Origin of the sequence: Stappia sediminis (genome assembly GCF_009826895.1) — a bacterium.
Classification (GTDB): Bacteria; Pseudomonadota; Alphaproteobacteria; order Rhizobiales; family Stappiaceae; genus Hongsoonwoonella; species Hongsoonwoonella sediminis.
Window position 1 is genome coordinate 934,638 of record NZ_WUMV01000003.1, and the last position, 18,139, is coordinate 952,776.

General features: G+C 63.6%; 16 protein-coding genes. 7 read left to right on the forward strand and 9 right to left on the reverse strand.

Annotated features, from left to right (window positions below; translation table 11 throughout):
• Positions 1–2 precede the first annotated feature (2 nt).
• The 4 genes from hutU to GR183_RS11205 all read left to right on the forward strand — a co-directional run bounded on the left by hutU (position 3) and on the right by GR183_RS11205 (position 5,432).
• Positions 3–1,676: a urocanate hydratase gene (hutU, locus tag GR183_RS11190; RefSeq protein WP_160775643.1), complete on the forward strand. Its 1,674-nt coding sequence runs from the start codon at positions 3–5 to the stop codon at positions 1,674–1,676.
• 46 nt (positions 1,677–1,722) lie between these two features.
• Entirely contained in the window at positions 1,723–2,823 is a 1,101-nt protein-coding gene (locus GR183_RS11195) for a TRAP transporter substrate-binding protein (RefSeq protein ID WP_160775644.1), read from the forward strand.
• 549 nt (positions 2,824–3,372) lie between these two features.
• Positions 3,373–3,882: a TRAP transporter small permease subunit gene (locus GR183_RS11200; RefSeq protein ID WP_160775645.1), complete on the forward strand. Its 510-nt coding sequence runs from the start codon at positions 3,373–3,375 to the stop codon at positions 3,880–3,882.
• Positions 3,879–5,432, forward strand: coding sequence for a TRAP transporter large permease (locus GR183_RS11205; RefSeq protein WP_160775646.1), 1,554 nt, complete (start codon positions 3,879–3,881; stop codon positions 5,430–5,432). Before GR183_RS11200 ends, GR183_RS11205 begins: the two co-directional genes overlap by 4 nt.
• A gap of 35 nt (positions 5,433–5,467) precedes the next feature.
• Here GR183_RS11205 and GR183_RS11210 read toward each other — a convergent pair whose 3' ends face one another.
• Entirely contained in the window at positions 5,468–7,396 is a 1,929-nt protein-coding gene (locus tag GR183_RS11210) for a CHASE2 domain-containing protein (protein WP_160775647.1), read from the reverse strand.
• A gap of 230 nt (positions 7,397–7,626) precedes the next feature.
• Here GR183_RS11210 and GR183_RS11215 point away from each other — a divergent pair, with 230 nt between their 5' ends.
• Entirely contained in the window at positions 7,627–8,643 is a 1,017-nt protein-coding gene (locus tag GR183_RS11215) for a zinc-dependent alcohol dehydrogenase family protein (RefSeq protein ID WP_160775648.1), read from the forward strand.
• Positions 8,644–8,658: 15 nt separating this feature from the next.
• Here GR183_RS11215 and GR183_RS11220 read toward each other — a convergent pair whose 3' ends face one another.
• The 7 genes from GR183_RS11220 to GR183_RS11250 all read right to left on the reverse strand — a co-directional run bounded on the left by GR183_RS11220 (position 8,659) and on the right by GR183_RS11250 (position 16,223).
• Positions 8,659–9,951 carry a TRAP transporter large permease gene (locus tag GR183_RS11220; RefSeq protein WP_160775649.1) on the reverse strand — a complete coding sequence of 431 codons (1,293 nt, stop codon included), beginning with the start codon at positions 9,949–9,951 and terminating at the stop codon, positions 8,659–8,661.
• Between the two features lie 15 nt (positions 9,952–9,966).
• Positions 9,967–10,464: a TRAP transporter small permease gene (locus tag GR183_RS11225; RefSeq protein WP_160775650.1), complete on the reverse strand. Its 498-nt coding sequence runs from the start codon at positions 10,462–10,464 to the stop codon at positions 9,967–9,969.
• Positions 10,464–11,486, reverse strand: a complete 1,023-nt coding sequence (locus GR183_RS11230; protein WP_160775651.1) for a TRAP transporter substrate-binding protein — start codon at positions 11,484–11,486, stop codon at positions 10,464–10,466. The genes GR183_RS11225 and GR183_RS11230 overlap by 1 nt, the downstream gene beginning before the upstream one ends.
• Positions 11,487–11,558: 72 nt before the next feature.
• Positions 11,559–13,097 carry a class I adenylate-forming enzyme family protein gene (locus GR183_RS11235; protein ID WP_160775652.1) on the reverse strand — a complete coding sequence of 513 codons (1,539 nt, stop codon included), beginning with the start codon at positions 13,095–13,097 and terminating at the stop codon, positions 11,559–11,561.
• Positions 13,098–13,123: 26 nt separating this feature from the next.
• Positions 13,124–14,395, reverse strand: a complete 1,272-nt coding sequence (locus tag GR183_RS11240) for an acyl-CoA dehydrogenase family protein (protein WP_160775653.1) — start codon at positions 14,393–14,395, stop codon at positions 13,124–13,126.
• Complete coding sequence (locus tag GR183_RS11245) at positions 14,392–15,180, reverse strand: alpha/beta fold hydrolase (RefSeq protein ID WP_160775654.1); 789 nt, start codon at positions 15,178–15,180, stop codon at positions 14,392–14,394. Before GR183_RS11245 ends, GR183_RS11240 begins: the two co-directional genes overlap by 4 nt.
• Positions 15,177–16,223: a 2,5-dihydroxypyridine 5,6-dioxygenase NicX family protein gene (locus GR183_RS11250; RefSeq protein ID WP_160775655.1), complete on the reverse strand. Its 1,047-nt coding sequence runs from the start codon at positions 16,221–16,223 to the stop codon at positions 15,177–15,179. The genes GR183_RS11245 and GR183_RS11250 overlap by 4 nt, the downstream gene beginning before the upstream one ends.
• A 180-nt stretch (positions 16,224–16,403) precedes the next feature.
• Between GR183_RS11250 and GR183_RS11255 the strand changes: the two genes are divergently transcribed.
• The gene (locus GR183_RS11255; protein ID WP_202395992.1) at positions 16,404–16,889 is read left to right on the forward strand and encodes a flavin reductase family protein; all 486 of its coding nucleotides are present in this window, start codon (positions 16,404–16,406) and stop codon (positions 16,887–16,889) included.
• Positions 16,890–16,900: 11 nt separating this feature from the next.
• Entirely contained in the window at positions 16,901–17,341 is a 441-nt protein-coding gene (locus GR183_RS11260) for a MarR family winged helix-turn-helix transcriptional regulator (protein ID WP_160775657.1), read from the forward strand.
• A gap of 1 nt (position 17,342) precedes the next feature.
• Here the strand turns inward: GR183_RS11260 and GR183_RS11265 are convergent, their stop codons facing one another.
• Positions 17,343–18,134 carry a DeoR/GlpR family DNA-binding transcription regulator gene (locus GR183_RS11265; protein WP_160775658.1) on the reverse strand — a complete coding sequence of 264 codons (792 nt, stop codon included), beginning with the start codon at positions 18,132–18,134 and terminating at the stop codon, positions 17,343–17,345.
• Positions 18,135–18,139: the final 5 nt, after the last annotated feature.

The following is an 18,139-nucleotide window of genomic DNA, read 5'->3' on the forward strand; positions in this document are numbered from 1 at the left end:
CCATGACCAACCCGCGTCACAACATTCGCACCGTTCGCGCCGACCGGGGATCGGAAATTTCAGCCAAATCCTGGATGACCGAAGCGCCGCTGCGCATGCTCATGAACAACCTCGACCCGGAGGTTGCCGAAAAGCCGCATGAGCTTGTCGTCTACGGTGGCATCGGGCGTGCCGCGCGCACCTGGGACGATTTCGACCGGATCGCCGCGACGCTGAAATCGCTTGAGGAAGACGAGACGCTGCTGGTGCAGTCCGGCAAGCCCGTCGGCGTTTTCCGCACGCACAAGGACGCGCCGCGCGTTCTCATCGCCAATTCCAACCTCGTGCCGCATTGGGCGAACTGGGACCACTTCAACAAGCTCGATAAGGTCGGGCTGATGATGTACGGCCAGATGACGGCGGGGTCCTGGATCTACATCGGCTCGCAAGGCATCGTGCAGGGCACTTACGAGACCTTCGTGGAGGCCGGGCGCCAGCATTACGACGGCAACCTCAAGGGCAAATGGATACTGACAGCCGGCCTCGGCGGTATGGGCGGGGCGCAGCCGCTTGCGGCCGTCATGGCCGGCGCCTGCTGCCTGGCGGTGGAATGCAATCCGGATTCCATCGATTTCCGCCTGCGCACACGCTACCTCGACGACAAGGCGGAAACGCTCGACGAGGCGCTGGAGATGATCGAGCGCTGGACAAGCGCGGGCGAGGCAAAGTCCGTCGGCCTGCTCGGCAATGCAGCCGAGATTTTCCCCGAACTCGTCAGGCGCGGCGTGCATCCGGATATCGTCACCGACCAGACCTCGGCTCACGATCCGCTGAACGGCTATCTTCCGAAGGGCTGGACGCTCGCCCAGTGGAACGAGAAGCGCGAGAGCGATCCGAAGGCCGTCGAAAAGGCGGCGCGCGCCTCCATGCGCGAGCATGTGGAGGCGATGGTGGCCTTCTGGGACGCCGGCGTTCCGACCCTCGACTACGGCAACAACATCCGCCAGGTCGCGCAGGAAGAGGGCTTCGAGCGCGCCTTCGCCTTCCCCGGCTTCGTGCCGGCCTATATCCGCCCGCTTTTCTGCCGGGGCATCGGCCCGTTCCGCTGGGCCGCCCTTTCCGGCGATCCGGAGGATATCTACCGGACGGACGAGAAGGTGAAGGAGCTGCTGCCCGACAACAAGCACCTGCACAACTGGCTCGACATGGCGCGCGAGCGCATCTCCTTCCAGGGTCTGCCGGCGCGCATCTGCTGGGTCGGTCTCGGCGACAGGCATCGCCTCGGCCTTGCCTTCAACGAGATGGTGGCGAAGGGCGAATTGAAGGCGCCGGTCGTCATCGGCCGCGACCATCTCGATTCAGGCTCCGTCGCCTCGCCGAACCGCGAAACGGAAGCCATGAAGGACGGGTCTGACGCCGTTTCCGACTGGCCGCTCCTGAATGCGCTGCTGAACTGCGCCTCGGGCGCCACATGGGTCAGCCTGCACCACGGTGGCGGCGTCGGCATGGGCTTTTCCCAGCACTCCGGCATGGTGATCTGCTGCGACGGCACGGAAGATGCCGCGCGGCGCGTCGAGCGTGTCTTGTGGAACGACCCGGCGACCGGCGTCATGCGCCATGCGGACGCCGGTTACGACATCGCGCTCGACTGCGCCCGCGAGAAGGGCCTTCGCCTGCCCGCGATCCTGGGCAATTGATTTTAACAAAACCCGAAGTCTCGAAAAACCAGAGGAGAGACCTGCAATGAAGAGACGTGAGTTCCTGAAATCAGCCGCTGTCGGCACCGCGGCTGCCGCCGCCGCCTCCACGCTGGCCGCGCCCGCGGTCGCCCAGGACGTACGCCGCTGGAAGATGGTGACGGCATGGCCGAAGAACCTGCCGGGCCCGGGTGTTGCCGCGCAGATGCTGGCGGACCGCATTACCGCTCTTTCCGGCGGCCGCATCGTCGTCGAGCTTTATGCCGCCGGCGAACTCGTGCCGGGCAACGGCGTGTTCGACGCCGTTTCGGAAGGTACCGCCGAGCTTTACCACGCGGTTCCCGCCTATTGGGGCTCCAAGTCCAAGGGCATCCTGCTGTTCGGCTCGCAGCCCTTCGGCCTTCGCGCCGACGAGCAGGTGGGCTGGCTCGCTCATGGTGGCGGGCAGGAGCTTTACGACGAGATGTACGGACGCTTCGGCCTGAAGCCTTTCCTTTGCGGCAATTCCGGCCCGCAGTGGCAGGGCTGGTTCCGCACGGAAATCAACTCCGTCGACGACCTCAAGGGCCTGCGTTTCCGCACCACCGGCCTTGCTTCGGAAATGTGCTCCAAGCTCGGCATGGCCGTTCAGGCGATGGGCGGGCGCGACATGTTCCAGGCGCTGCAATCCGGCGCGCTGGACGCGGGCGAGTTCATCGGCCCGTGGACGGATTCCGCGCTGGGCTTCTATCAGGTCGCCAAGAACTACTATTGGCCGGGCGTCGGCGAGCCTTCGTCGGCTGAGGAATGCGCCGTCAACAAGGCCGCCTACGACGCGCTTCCCGACGACCTGAAGGAAGCGGTCGCGATGGCCGCCCAGTCGCTCTACAACCCCGTCTGGACGGAATATTCGACGAAGCACGCGCTTGCGCTTCAGAAGCTCGTCGCCGAGCAGGGCGTGCAGGTGAAGAAGCTTCCCGACGACGTCATCGTGGCGATGGGCAATGCCGCTGGCGAGGTGATCGCCGATCTTCGCGGCGACGAGGACGAACTGGTGCGCCGCATCACGGAAAGCTTCCTCGCCTACCGCAATTCGATCGCCGACTACATGGTCTATGCCGATAACGGGCAGATGAACGCCCGTGCGCTGGACTATAACTACGGCTGATCGCCCGTTCATGTGGACCGGCCGCGGAAGCGCGGCCGGTTGGGAATTGGACTCGGTGTCGAATCAGATGATGGGCCATCTTTGAGTTTCGAGCGTTTGAAACGGGCGAATCCCCTCTCCCTTGAAGGGAGAGGGCTAGGGTGAGGGAGCATGTGGCAGGCGGCCGAGATCAATTGAGGAGAGCGGCGTACTTGGATGGGCGCATTCCGGAGCAGACGGTGCGATTGTCGCCCCCTCGCCCTCGAAGGGAGAGGGGTGGGGTGAGGGTGACCACATTTCAGTTACCGGAAAAGCGGAAAAATACTCAGAGTGCTTCACCCTCACCCGGTGCTTTCGCACCGACCTCTCCCTTCAAGGGAGAGGTTGAGGGAGCGCGGGGATGGCGCTCTGCAACGAGACCTTGGTTTCGCAGTATCGAAGCATTGAAGTTTTTGCCCAGGCGATGCCGCTCGCGCCCCCTCTCCCTTGAAGGGAGAGGGGTGGGGTTAGGGTGCTTCGCAAATTTTTTGCTTTGAGTAACGCGGACAGATGCGGGTTAAAGGGGCATTCATGGAAAAACTGGCAGACAGGCTAGACGCCGTGAACCGCGCGGTGGGTTCCGCCGTGCGCTGGCTGGCGCTTCTCATGGTGCTTTTGCAGTTCGCGGTGGTGCTGCTTCGTTATGTCTACGGCGTCAGCTTCGTGTTCCTGACCGAAGGCGTGCTCTATATGCATGGCGCGCTCTTCATGCTGGGTGCGGGCTATACGCTGCTGGTCGACGGTCACGTGCGTGTCGACATCTTCTACAGCAAGCTCGAAGCACGGGGAAAAGCGCGCATCGATGCGCTGGGCGCCGCCCTTTTGCTGCTTCCGTCGATGATCCTGCTCTTGTGGTTTTCATTTCCCTCGGTGCGCAATTCATGGGCCGTGCTCGAAGGGCCGATCTCCGTCGGCGGCATTCCCGCGTCCTTCCTGCTCAAATCGCTCATTCCCGCTTTCTGCGTGCTTCTCATCGTGCAGGGGGCCGCCTGCTTCCTGCGCGATCTTGTCCGCCTGAATACGAAAGACGCCGCCGTATGAGCCTGCCGCTCGATCTTCTGATGTTCGCCGGGCTGATCGCAGCCATCCTGATCGGCTATCCCGTTTCCTTCACGCTTGCGGGTGTCGCGACGATTTTCGCGTTGCTCGGCTGGACGACCGGCCAGTTCGACATGAGCTTGCTCGGCGCGCTCGGCCAGCGCGTCTTCGGCCTGCTGACGAACGACGTGCTGATCGCCATTCCGCTTTTCGTCTTCATGGGCGTCGTGCTGGAAAAAAGCCGCATCGCCGAGGAGCTTCTGGAAACCATGGGCCGGCTTTTCGGCGGGCTTCGCGGCGGGCTCGGCATATCGGTCGTGCTTGTCGGCGCGCTGCTCGCCGCCTCCACCGGCATCGTCGGGGCGACGGTCGTCGCCATGGGGCTTATCGCGCTGCCGACGATGCTGAGGAACGGTTATGACCCGAAGCTGGCCTCCGGCATTGTTTGCACTTCGGGCACGCTCGGCCAGATCATCCCTCCGTCGACGCTGTTGATCATCCTTTCCGACGTCATGTCGAACGCCTATCAGCAGGCGCAGTTCGAAGAGGGCAAGTTCACCATCGAGACGATTTCGGTCGGCCAGGTTTTCGCCGCCGCCCTCCTTCCCGGGCTGATGCTGGTCGGCGTCTATATCGTTTATTTGCTCGTAAAGGCCTGGGCGAACCCGGCGGCGGCACCCGCACTTGAGGAACTGGCCGAAGCCCCGTCGCGGGCGGAGATCGCACGGGCCATCCTGCCGCCGATCTTCCTCATCATCGCCGTTCTCGGCTCGATCCTGGGCGGTGTCGCAACGCCCGGCGAGGCGGCATCCGTCGGCGCTGTCGGTGCGTTGCTTCTGGCAGGTGCCAAGATGAACGGCGGCTCGACAAGGGTATTCATCGCGGGCGCGGCCGCGCTCGGCATTCTTGCGGTCGTGGCGGGCATTTCGCCGATCCGCCTGCAGCGCGAGGATGCCGGGCTCGGAAGCTGGCTGCTGGGCGCTTTCGCGACGCTGCTGGTTTTGATCGCCTTCTACGCGGTCGCCAAGGCGCTGCGGCAGGCGGCGGCGAAGGAGATACTGAAACCCGTCATGACCTCGACGATGACGGTTACGGCGATGATCTTCGCGACGATCCTGACGGCCAGCGTCTTTTCCCTCGTCTTCCGGGGGCTTGGTGGCGATCACCGCATCGAAGAAATTCTATCCGCCATGCCGGGCGGGCCGCAGGGCGCGCTTGTTTTCGTCATGGCGCTCATCTTCGTGCTCGGCTTCTTCCTCGACTTCGTGGAAATCTCCGTCATTGTGCTGCCGCTGGTGGCGCCCGTGCTGATCCTCATGGGCCACGATCCGGTCTGGCTTTCCATGCTGATCGCGATCAATCTGCAAACGTCTTTCCTGACGCCGCCGTTCGGTTTCTCGCTGTTCTACCTGAGGGGGGCTGCGCCGGAAGAGGTGACGACCGGCATGATCTATCGTGGCGTCATGCCCTTCATCGTGCTGCAGGTCGTCGGCATGGCGCTGCTCTGGTTCCTGCCGCAGATCGCGACCGTGCTGCCGAAGCTCGTCTATTGATCATGGATGCCGCCGGCAGCCTTCCGTGATGTCCGTCACTCGTCGGCAAGTTCGATTGTCGTGCCCTGCTTGCCGCGCCGCAAGCGGGCGAGGTGATATCGCGCCAGCGGATCGCCGGGGCAAATTTCAAGGGCCTTTGCGAGCAGCGTTTCCGCCTCGCCACTGTTTTCGGACATGGCACGATAGGCCTCACGATAGGCGGTTATCGCCTCGCTGTTCGCCTGCGAAGACATGAGCGGTACGAAGCAGTCGACACCTTCGCTCTTGCCCTTCAGGACAAGCGTCGCCGCGGGCCGGAAAGCATGCTCCGGGCAGGCGTCGGCAACGGCGCGGCTGACGAGGACGCGCGTGCCGAGATGCTTGTTGGCCGCCTCCAGCCGCGAGGCCGTGTTCACCGTGTCGCCGATGCCGGTATAGTCGAAAAACCGCGAGCCGCCGAAATTGCCGACGATCGCCTCGCCCTTGTGAACGCCGATGCGGGTCAGGCCGAGGGCGACGCCCTTGGCGGATGCTTCTTCTTTCAGCTTCTCGCAAAGCCGGTCGAGTTCCAGCACCAGATCGACGGCGCGGCAGGCCTGGTCGTCCTGCGGTTCCGGCGCGCCGAAGAAGCCGACGACGGAATCGCCGACGATCTTGTCGATCGTCGCGCCATGGGCGATGAAACGCTCGCACACCTTGTCGAGATAACCGTTCAGAAGATCCGCGACCTCGGCGGGCGCCAGTTTCTCCGAAACGCTCGTGAAGCCTTCCAGATCGGTGAAGACGAAAGTGACCTCGCGCTTCTCCCCTCCAAGGGAAAGGGCCTTGCGGTCGGAAACGAGCCGTTTGACGAGTGCAGGGCTCACGTATCGCGAGAACGCCTGTTCCACGAACTTTCGCTCCGCGCGGTCCTGGAACCAGTGGACCCCGCCCATTGCCGCTCCGGCGATAACGGCGGCAAGCGGCGGCATGACGAGGGGGAGCAAAGTTTCTCCCCATTGAAGGGCCGCGAAACATGCGCCGAAATAGAGGGCGACGAGCCCGGCGACGCCTGCAACGCGCAAAGCCGGCGACGCTCGAAGGGCAACGAGGGCGGCACCCAAAAGCGCCATCGCGGCGGCGATCAGCGTTTCGGCGAGGCGGGGAAGAATGGCGATATGCCGGCCTTCGAGATATTGCGCCAGCATATGCGCGTGGATCTCGATGCCGTTCAACAGTCCGGCCTCAGCGCCCAAAGCCGCCGAAAAGGGCGTCTTGTGCCGGTCGCTTGTCGCAAGCTTCGTTCCGATCAGCACATATTTGCCGGCAAACCAGTCCGGCGGAAGCAGGGCGGCGGCATGCGCCGGATATGTCGGGAAGGCATGCGGGCGGCCGTCATTGCCCGTGAAATAGACGATCCTGTCGGAAAGGTTTTCAGGCATTTCGCCACCCGATATCGCCAGCGTGCGGGAGAAAGTTTCTCCGCTCTCACCGGATTGAGGCAGGCGGCGGATCGTCCCGTCGATTTCATCACGGGCGAGCGCGACGCTCGCGGTTTTCAGGGGCGCGAGGAATTCCTCGGCGAAGCGTTCCTGCGCTTGCGTCAGACCTTCCCTCGTTCCGGCCCTCCCGGCGATGAGCGGGGTGTGGGCTTGTTCAAGGGTGGTGAGCAGCAGGGCGTCCTTCTCCGGCTCGCTCGCCTGATCGATCAATATGTCGAGGCCGATTGCCCTGGCGCCCGCCTTGTCGACATGCGCCACGATATCGGCGAGGAGGCCGCGGTCTATCGGCGAGCGGTAGGTGAGGCCCTCAAGCGTTTCCTCGTCGATTGCGACGATGACGATATCGTCGCGCGCAAGTTTCGCGGGCAGGAGTTTCGTGAGCAGGATATCGCCCGCGACAGGCTCCAGCCGGTGCCCGGCAATAACGGCGACGAGTGTTGCCGCTAGTGCGATTGCAACCACACCCGGCCATCGCGAGAGCAGGCTCAGGCGGTCGCTGTCCATGACCCGGTCAATTCGGCACGTCGAAGCGTTTCAGCTCCGACCGCGTGCCGTCCTTGCCTTTGTCGGCGACCGTGAAGTCCTGGGTGGTCCGCTTCATCGTGCTCCGCGCTCATTCCATTTCCCTAACGTTATACGAGCCAATGGCGAACGGAAGGTCAATGCGGGCCGGCGATCTTGCATCAATCCGCCGGAACGGCGATTGTTTTTGCGATTGAAAAATGGAGGCGCATTTGAGATCGCGCGCATTGGTGCTGAACCGTTTCGGGCTTGAGGGGCTTGCGCTCGAAGATCGGCCCGTTCCGGAACCCGGACCCGGCGAAGCGCTGGTGAAGGTCCACGCCGTCAGCCTCAACCGCCGCGACCTCCTTCTGGTGGAGGGCACCTATGCGCCGAGGCAGCCTTTCCCGGTCGTGGTCGGTTCGGATGCGGCGGGCGAAGTTGTGAGCGCGGGAGAGGGCGTTGATATCGTGCCCGGAACGCGGGTCCTGGTTCCCTTCTTCCCGCAGTGGTCGAACGGCGATCTGACGCGCGAGGCCATGTGGCCGGTCTATGGCGATGGCATTTGCGGCGACGGCGTTTTTCGCGACCACATAACGGTTCCGGCGGAAGCGCTCATTCCGCTCCCGGAATATCTCACCTTCGAGGAGGCCGCGACGCTGCCCTGCGCGGGCGCGACCGCATGGTCGGCACTGACGGATTTCGAGACGTTCAAGCCCGGAGACCGCCTGCTGGTGCAGGGGACGGGTGGCGTTTCCGTGTTCGCCCTGCAATTCGCCCGCATGCTCGGGCTTTCCGTCGTCATAACGTCCTCGTCGGATGAAAAGCTCGAAACTGCGAGGGCGCTCGGTGCGGACGGCCTCGTCAACTACAGGACGGATGCCGGCTGGGCACAGGCCGCGCGTTCTCTTGCCGGCGGGCCGGTGGACGCGGTTATCGATGTCGGCGGAACGGAAACGCTGGATGCCTCCATCCGCATGCTCAAACCGAACGGAACCGCTTTTCTTGTCGGTGTGCTTTCGGGCGCTTCCGCCTCCATTCTGCTTCCGCTGGTGGTGATGCGCCGCGTTCGGCTTCAAGGTGTGACGGTGGCTTCCGTCGCCTCGACGCGAAGGATGGTGGAAGCGGTCGGCGATGCGGGGCTGAAGCCGGTGATCGGCGAGACTTTCCCGCTGGAGCGTTATCGCGACGCCTTTCAGGCGATGCGCGATAATCGTGTCTTCGGCAAGATCGTCATGACGCTCGATTGAGCGGGCTTCGACCTGCTATCCCATCGCCCGCGGCAGGAAAAGGACGATCGCCGGAAAGGCCGCGATCAGCACGAGGCGTACTATGTCCGCCGCGAGGAACGGGAAGATGCCCCGGAAGATCGTTCCGATGGGAACATCCGGCAGGACGGTCTTGAGCACGAAGACGTTGAGCCCCACCGGCGGCGTGATCAGGCTGATTTCCGTGACCACCACCACGAGAATGCCGAACCAGACGAGATCGTAGCCGAGCGCGGCCATCACGGGTGCGAAGATCGGCACGGTCAGAAGCACCATGGAAAGGCTCTCCAGCACCATGCCGAGCACGAGATAGACGACAAGGATCGTGGCGAGGATCGCAGGCGCCGGGAGGCCGGAGGAGCGGGCGAGATCGCTGAGCGCGGAAGGCAGACCCGCGATATTGACGAAGTTGGAGAAGATCAGCGCACCAATCAGCACCATGAACATCATGGTCGTCGTCGCTGCCGTTTCCGCCAGTACGTCGATGAGGATTTTTACCGAGAGCTTGCGGCGGAACAGCGCGATGAAGAAGGCGCCCGCCGCACCGATTCCTGCTGCTTCCGTCGCCGTGAAGACGCCGAGATAAATGCCTCCGATGACGAGCATGAAGAGACCCAGGATACCGATGACGCCCTTGAGTGCCGCGAAGCGTTCGCCGTAAGGCAGCTTCGGCCCGCGCGGGCCCGCTTCGGGGTGGAAGTGGCAGACGACGCGCACGGCGGCCATGTAGCCAAGGATTCCGAGGATGCCGGGCACGACACCAGCGATGAAGAGCCTTGCGATATCCTGCTGCGTCGTCACCCCGTAAAGCACGAGGATGACGCTCGGCGGAATGAGGATGCCGAGCGTGCCACCCGCCGCGATCACGCCGCTTGCAAGGGAATCGTCGTATTTGAAGCGCCGCATCTGCGGCAGCGCCACCTTGCCCATGGTCGCCGCTGTCGCGAGCGACGACCCGCAGACGGCGGAAAAGCCGCCGCAGGCAACGGCGGTGGCAAGCGCAAGGCCGCCCGGCTTGTGGCCGAGCCAGGCGTTGCAGGCGGCGTAAAGCTCGTCCGAAAGCCCGCCGCGCGTGACGAGATTTCCCATCAGCACGAACAGCGGCACGACCGACAGCGTATAGGACATGCCGGTGTCGAACGTCGTCTGCCCGACGATCGCCATGGCCGGTCCGAAGCCGAGGATGGCCGTCAGCCCCAGCGCGCCGATGGCGGCCATTGCCATGGCGATGGGCACGCCTGCCATCATGACGATCAAGAGTATGACGAGGCCGGGAAGCCAGGTTTCCATAAATCAGCGGATCCGTTATCTGCGGAAGAAGACGACGAGGGAAGCGGCGGCGCCGAAGGCGCAAAGGGCCGCCATGATGCCTGCGACCGGGCCGAGCGGAAGGCGCAGGAAAACGGTCGCATCCCCATAGGCGGAAAGATCGCGTGCGATGATGCCAAGCCGCCAGGCAAGCACGATGAGGACGGCTGCGGTTACCACATGCGCGAACTTCAGGAGCCACTGGCGGATGAAATTCGGAACGCGGCTCGTCACGAGGTCGACGGTGACGTGCTCTTCGCGCAGCGTGACGAGGGGAAGGCCTGCGAAGATCACAAGGCCGAGCAGCACTTCGGTAAGCTCGAAGGCGCCCGGCAGCGGCGAGGAAAATACATAACGGCCGATGACGTCCACGAACGTCACGGCCATCATGATGAGGATCAGCAGTCCGGCGATTATGCGAAGCCCGCCGAGGAAGGCGCGGCCCGCGCGCCCGGTGGCGGTTTCCGCCGGGCGTGCGTTATTGGATTCGCTCATTATTTGGATTGCGCGGCGATTTCGCCCTGCAGCATTTCAAGGGCTGCTTCGCCATCGATGCCGGCGGCTTTCGCGGCATCGAGGAAGCCCTGGTTGATGCCTTCGAGTTTTTCGGCAAGCTCCGCGGTCATCGCATCGTCGGCCTGTGTGATTTCAAGGCCCTTTTCGGCCATGATCTTGGTGCCGGCGGCATCCGCCGCGTCCCACGCCTGGCCGGCAAGGCGGGCCATCGCTTCGCCCGAAACCTTGTCGATCGCAGCCTTGTCCTTGTCCGAAAGCCCGTTCCATGTGCCCTCGTTCATGACGACGAAGAAGGAAGTGTTGTAAAGCCCGCCCGGTACGGTGGTGCCGTATTTCAGCACCTCGTCGATGCGGAAGAAGGGTACGGATTCAGCAGGAAACAGGATGCCGTCGGCAACGCCGTTCGACAGGATTTCATAGACCTGCGGGGAGGGCGCCTGCACGCCCACCATGCCGAGGCGCTCGGCGATCTGGGCGACGACGCCGCCGCCGATACGCATTTTCAGGCCGTTCGCGTCGGCAACCGTTTTCACCGGCTTGCTGGTGGTGAAGATCGCGCCCGGCCCATGTGTGAAGACGGTCAGCACCTTCACGCCCTGGTGCTCGTCCGCCTTGGAAAGCATCTGCTCGTGCACCTTCCAATAGGCGACGGAAAGCGCTTCCGCGCTGTCGGAAAGGAACGGGCCTTCCACGATCGGCGTCAGCTTGAAGCGGCCGGGCGTATAGCCGTGCACGCCGTAGCCGACGTCGGCGGCACCGCTCTTGATCAGGTCGAACTGCGCCGGCGGCTTGCCGATCGGCGAGGACATTATCTCCACCTTGACGTTGCCGCCGGTCGCTTCCTCCACCTGTTTGCCCCAGGGCTCCAGGATGTCGCGCACGATCGGGTGCGACGGCGGCAGCCAGTTGGAAACGCGTAAAGTGGTCTCGGCGGCGGAAGGTGCGCTCAGCCCAAACCCGAGTGCCACCGTCAAAGCGAATGTTCCCAAGATACGACGCATAATGATCCCCTCGTTTTTCAACGGCATTGCTGCCTTTGGACTTTGCCGCGTACAGGAGCAATGTTCGAAGTCCTATCGCTCCCGCCCGTCCAGAACCTTCCCCATTGCCAATTCCCTGACTTGGTCGACCCGGATCTTGCCAAGCGCATTTCGCGGCAATTCTCCCGCGAAAACAACCGTTTTCGGGTGCTTGTAGCGCGCGATCCTTCCTTCGAACGCCTGCAGCACGCTTGTCTCGTCACAGTTCTCGCCTTCTTTCGGGACGACGACGGCGACCGGCACCTCGCCCCAGCGCGGATCGGGCCTGCCGACCACGGTCGCCTCCTTCACGAAGTCGAGCTCGCGCAGCACGCGCTCCAGTTCGGCGGGGTAGATGTTTTCCCCGCCGGAGATGATGACGTTCTTCAGCCGGTCCTTGAACCAAAAGAGCCCGTTCTCATCGACGAGGCCGAGGTCGCCGGTGCGGAACCAGCCGCCCCGGAACGTCTTTTCGGTCTCCTCGGTGCGGTTCCAGTAACCGGTGGTAACGTGATCGCCGAGGATTTCGATCTCGCCCACTTCGCCGGCAGGTGCCTCGTTCCCCTCGGAGAGCATGATTCTCGCGCGCGAATGCAGGCCCGGCCTGCCGATGGCGCCAAGCTCCGCCGGGATGTCCCCGACCCGCTGGTAGATCGCAACGGGCGCCGTTTCCGAAGAGCCGTAGATCTGGATCACGGGCACGCCGCGCTCGATGAAAGGCGTCATCAGCTCGAGCGGCACGTCCGACGATCCCGTGGCGATCGCGCGCAAGGAAGCGAGATCGTGCTTTCCCCATTCGGGGTGGGAAATCATCGCGGCCAAGGTTGCGGGTACGAGCACCGTCAGCGTCGGCCCTTCGGCTGAAATCGCCGCCAGCGTTTCGCGCGGGTGGAAGCGCTCGTGCAGGATCACTGTCGCGCCGAGGTAAAGTGCCGGCGTCGTCTGGATGTTGAGCCCGCCGACATGGAACATGGGCAGGACGGTGAGCACCAGGTCTTCGCCGCGCATGTCGTGCATATGCCGCGCATTGAGCGCGTTGAGCAGGATCGCGCGCTGGGTCAGCACCGCGCCTTTCGGCCGTCCCGTCGTGCCGGATGTGTAGACGATCAGAAGCGGGTCGTTTTCGTCGCCGTCGCCGGCCTCAAGGCTTTCGTTTTCGGCAAGAAGCGCTGCAAATCCACCCTTTGTCGGATCGATTTCGCAAGCCTCGACGCTCGCATCGCCGCCGAGCAGCGGATCCGCGAGAATGGCTAATACCGTATCTGCGAAAGCGGGCTGGTGGATCAGCAGTTTCGTACCGCTGTCTGAAACCGCATGGGCAAGTTCGGGCGGAGCGAGCCGCCAGTTCAGCGGCACGAGGATTACGCCCGTCCGCGCGGCGGCGAACAGCAGGACCAGCATGTCGGGTGCGTTTGTGCCGAGATAGGCAATGCGTTCGCCGCGCTTGATCCCGCGCTCATAGGTGATCCAATGCGCCGCCTTGCCGATCGCCCGGTCGAATTCCGCATAGGTGAGATCGCCCGCGTGGAAGCGGATCGCCGGCTTGTCGGGCGAAAAGCCGGCGTGCGCCGCGATCCAGCGGTCGATCGTCATGCCCGCGCTCCGTTTGCCGCTCTCGCTCAATCGTCGCTCTCGCCTGGAAGATAGAGGCTCTCGCGTCCGATCCGGTCAAGGCAGATTTCCGCCGTCCACGGCAGCATCAAGGAGCCGCAGCGGCTGTCGCGGTAAAGCCGTTCCAGCGGCAGAGATTTCAGCATGGACTGGCCGCCGCATGTGCGGATGGCAAGCTGGCAGATCTCGTTGGCGTTTTCCATGACGGTGTAGTGCGCGGCCCAGGCGCGCATCACCTGCTCGCGCGTCGGATCGGGCGCGGCTTCCGTGATCGCCTGGAACCAGAGCGCCTTGGTCTGCTCCAGCATCAGGTGCATCTGGGCAACGCCCATCTGCTTGGTCGGATACATGCGCCGCTTGACCGGTGGCAGGCCCGGCACCTCGCCGCGAAGGTACTGGATCGTGAAATCGAAGGCCGCCTGCGCGATGCCCATATAGGTTGGCGACAGCGTCATGAACATATGCGGCCAACGCGTCGCCGCCTGATAGTAGATGCCGCGCGGCATGAGCTGTTCCTCGTCGGGGACGAAGACATCCTCAAAGATCAGCGTGCGCGAAACCGTACCCCGCATGCCGAGCGGATCCCATGGGCCGACGACCTTGACGCCGTCGGCATTGGCGGGAACGGCGATATACATCGTGTCGCGGCGGCTCGGGCGTTCGCCCTCCTTCATCTCGCCGCAGAGGATGCCGTAATAGTCGGCGTGGCCGGACAGCGAGGCGAAGATCTTCTTGCCGTTGATGATCCAGCCGCCGTCGGCGCGTTTGGCGCTGGTGGAAAAGGGCACGACGCCGGCCGCCGCCGCTCCGCCTTCGGAGAAGGGCTGCGAATAGATCGCGCCGTCCTTCAGGATGCGGTTGTAGTGCTTCGCCCTGCGGCTCAGGTGTTTCTCGCGCTGGTCGTGCGACATTTCCAGGTCGTCGGTCAGCGCGCCGGTCCACAGGCATGAACATACATGCATGTTCCACGTCAGCGCGGTTGCCCCGCAGTAGCGGCCGATTTCGGCAGCCGTCATCATATAGGTGCGGAAAGGCGCGCCGTGGCCGCCGTTTTCCTTAGGCACGCAGATGCCAAGCAGCCCCGCCTCATGCATGTCGTTGTAGTTTTCGGTCGGAAAGCTCGCCTCGCGGTCGAATTCTTCCGCGCGCGGTGCGAAGCGCGACTTGCCGATGCGCCGCGCAAGCGCGGTGAGTTCGGCTTCCTGCTCGGTGAGGCGAAAGGCGGAGGGGTCGAAAATCGGCTGGTCCGTGCCGATGATGTCGAGATCTGCCGCGTTCATGGGCTCAAACCTCCGAATGTGGTCGCGTGGAAGGATTTGATGAGGCCGTTGTAGGCGTCGGGCGCTTCAAGGGGGGCGAGGTGGCCGATGCCGGCCATCGTCTCGAACCTTGCGCCTTCTATTTGCTCCGCGATTCTTTTCATGGATTTCAGCGGAGCGTTCGTGTCTTCCTCGCCCGCGATCAGCAGCGTGGGCACGGAAATTTGTGAAAGTTCCTCGCGCCGGTCGAAGGTCGCGAGACAGCGGATCGCCGCGCGATAGGTCTCGGGCGGAAGCTTGCTCATGCCCGCGCGCGCGATTTCTATCGCCGACGGTTTGGAGGCGGAGCCGACGAGGCCCGGCACGAAGGCCGCCGCAAGTTCGGGGATCGTCTTTCCCGCATCGAGCGGGGCCAGCCGGTCGGAAACGAACTTCTTCTGAAACTCCCCGTCCTGGCTGCCGAATGCCGATGTGGTGCCCGAAAGGATGAGCGAGCGCACGCGTTTCGGATGTCTGGCGTAAAACTCCTGCGCCACCATGCCGCCGATCGAATGGCCAAGAAGGTTCGCCTTGTCGATGCCGAGATGGTCGACCAGCGTCAACAGGGCGTCGGAGAGCCCTTCGAAGGTCATCTCTCCGTCAAGCGGCGTTTCGCCGTATCCCGGCATGTTCCAGGCGATCACGGTGAAACGATCCGAAAGTCCGTCGATCTGGGGGGCGAACATTTCTGCGCCCGCGCCCATGCCGTGAAGCAGGATCAGGGTTTCCCGAGCATCGCCGCGCTTTTGATAAGTCGGAACCCTCATTTGAAGGCCTCCGCCAGTTCGCCGTCCGTTACCACCGCCTCGCCGTCGAGCGAGATGGTGCAGCCGCGCACCGGAATGTCGAAATGGCCCTTGGTGTAGCGCCCGGCGAATTCATTCGCACCGGTGGAGAAAAGGAAATTGCCGGCGAAGGCGCGCACTTCCGTTCCGTTCGTCTCGCGCTGGTCGTACATGGCAAGCGCTTCGTAGCGCGCGCCCTCGTTCATGCCGAAGCCGACGTGAGCGACCGCATAGGCCTCCTTGTCGCCCCATGCGGCAAGATAGCGGCGCATGAGTTCCGCATCCGTGCCTTCGCCCTCGATCTCCGTCACAAAGTCGTCGACGATGGTGAGCGTGACCGGGCGCTCGAGGTAGCGCTTGAAGGTGAGGTTCACGTCGCCCGCGTCCAGCACCAGGGTTCCGTTGACCGAACCCGCCTTCGGAAAGCTGACGACAAGGCCCGCCGGCCAATGGGCGACGGTGCCCGGCCTGTCGCACCAGCCCCAGACCCCGACGCTGGATGCGCCTTCCATGTCGACCGTCAGGTCGGTGCCCGCAGTCGATGTCACCGTCATGCGTTTTGCCGCCCGGCAGCGTTTGACGGCGGCCTTCACGCGCGGTTCGTCGCGGGTTTGCGGCAGCAGGCGTTCCAGTGCCTCCGGGTGTTCGTTGGAAATCATCAGGATGCGCGCACCGCCGGAGATGATTTCGGGCAGTTCCGGCGCGTGCAGCAGGCCTTCGACGGTAAGGTCGACGACGAGCCCGCTTTCTTTAAGTGCCGCAACGGCTGCATTCTGCCCGGTCAGCGCTGCGGAAGCTCCGGTGGAGCGCACCGGTACCGGTGCGTCCTGGCGCGGGGTTGGCACGGTGACGTGGAACCAGTTGGCCGCCATCCGGTCGAGCGCGAGTTCGGCGATATGGACGTTCAGCGTCCGCGACTGCGTTTCGGAAAGGATCGCCACCGTTTCGCCGGTCGCGACCTTGCAGAGCCTGAAGACTGCCTCGAAGGCATCGATCCATTTCCCCTCGATGCGGTCCGCCAGCATGCTTCTTCCTCCCTGACCCGGCCGGTCCGTGTCCCTCTCGTGCGTCTAAGCTCCGGCTCTTCTTGTGTTATTTTGCCGGCGTCGCGCAAGGAATGAAAACAACTTGGTGGATCGTAGCAATTTTGTTATTATATGAAAAGGAATATTTTTAGGCCTGAATGAATGGGGACGGGAGCGATGATGATAGACCCTCACCAGTTTTGCGAAGCTTTGGGACGTTTCGCGACGGGCGTTACGATCGTCACCGCGCTCGATGGTGCCGGCAGGCCGGTGGGGCTTACCGCCAATTCGTTCAACTCCGTTTCCCTTGATCCGCCGATGGTTTTGTGGAGCCTTGCCACGCGCTCGCGCAATCTCGGCGCCTTTTGCGACGCCAGCCATTATGCGATCAACATTCTCGCCGCCGACCAGCGCCACCTGTCGGACCGGTTCGCCAGGCCCGTGGAGGATCGCTTCGCCGATGTCGAGTGGGAAGAGGGGATCGGCGGCGTCCCGCTGATTTCAGGCACGACGGCGGTTTTCGAGTGCGAGAACGACACCCGCGTTCCCGCCGGCGATCACGTGGTCTTTCTCGGCAAGGTGGTCTCCTTCGCGCATGACGAGAAGGAGCCGCTGATCTTTCACGCCGGGCGTTACACCATTCCCCGTGCCGGGCTCTCGGGATAATGTTTCAGCAAATGGCCGACAGCCCGCGTTTTATCGACGGTTACCTGCTTTACCTTCTTGCACGCGCTTCAAGCGTCGCGAGCGCGGAGTTTCACGAGGAGGTTCGCCGCCGCGGCTACAACGTGTCGAACTGGCGCGTGCTTGCGGCGCTCAAGGGATCGGGCGGGCAGACGGTCGGGGAGCTTGCCACCATATGCCTTGCCAACCAGCCGGCGATGAGCAAGACGGTCGAGCGGCTGGTGCGCCAGGGCCTCGTTGAAAGGCGGGCGGACAGTAACGATCGCCGCCGTGTCAACGTCAATCTTTCCGAAGACGGCGAGCGCGCCGTCGATGAACTGATCGAGGCGGCAAGAGCGCATCAGCAACGGCTGGTCGAGGCGATCGGCGCGCATGAAACCGAAACGCTGATAGCCGCGCTTCACAGGGTCATCGAGCGCTCGGGCGAGGGGTGATCTAATCCGCTTCCCCTTCCTCGCCGCAAATGACCACTGTCGTATTGCTCGACTTCAGCATTTTCAGGATCGCCTCCGGCGGCCTGCGGTCGCAGAAGACGTGGCTGACGTCGCCGATATGCCCGCCGCGCACATGCGCGGGGCGGGTGAACTTCGTGTGGTCGAGCACGAGGAAGGACCGGCGGCTGTTTTCGCGGATCGCCTGGCGCGACAGCACCTCGTCCTCGTGAAAGTCGAGCAGCGTGCCGTCCTCGTCTACGCCGGCCACGCCGAATATGCCGATGTCGAACTTGTAGCTGTCGAAGAAAGACTGTGTCGCCGGCCCAAGGATATCGCGGTCGCCGTGGCGCAGCCTTCCGCCGACGATCGTGACGTCGAAGCCCGGGTTGGCCGAGGCCGCCATGGCGACATTCAGGTTGTTCGTGTAGACGCGCAGCGCTTCATGGTTCATCAGCGCCTGCATGACGATCTCGGGCGTGGTGCCGATGGAAAAGGCGAGCGACACGTCGTTCGGCACATATTCGGCAACGGTGGCGGCGATAAGCTGCTTGGCCGGCAGGTTCAGGATCTGCCGCGTGCGGTAGTGGATGTTGTGCATGGCGGGCGGCGGCTCGACGCCGCCGTGGGTGCGGCGCAGGATGCCGAGTTCGCAAAGCCCGTTCACGTCGCGGCGGATCGTTTGCGTCGTTACGCCGAAGCGTTCGGCAAGCGATTCCACGGACAGGAATCCTTGTGCCTGAACCAGTTCGGCGATTTCCGCCTGTCGTTCGGAAATGTCCATCGACGCGCGCATCCCTC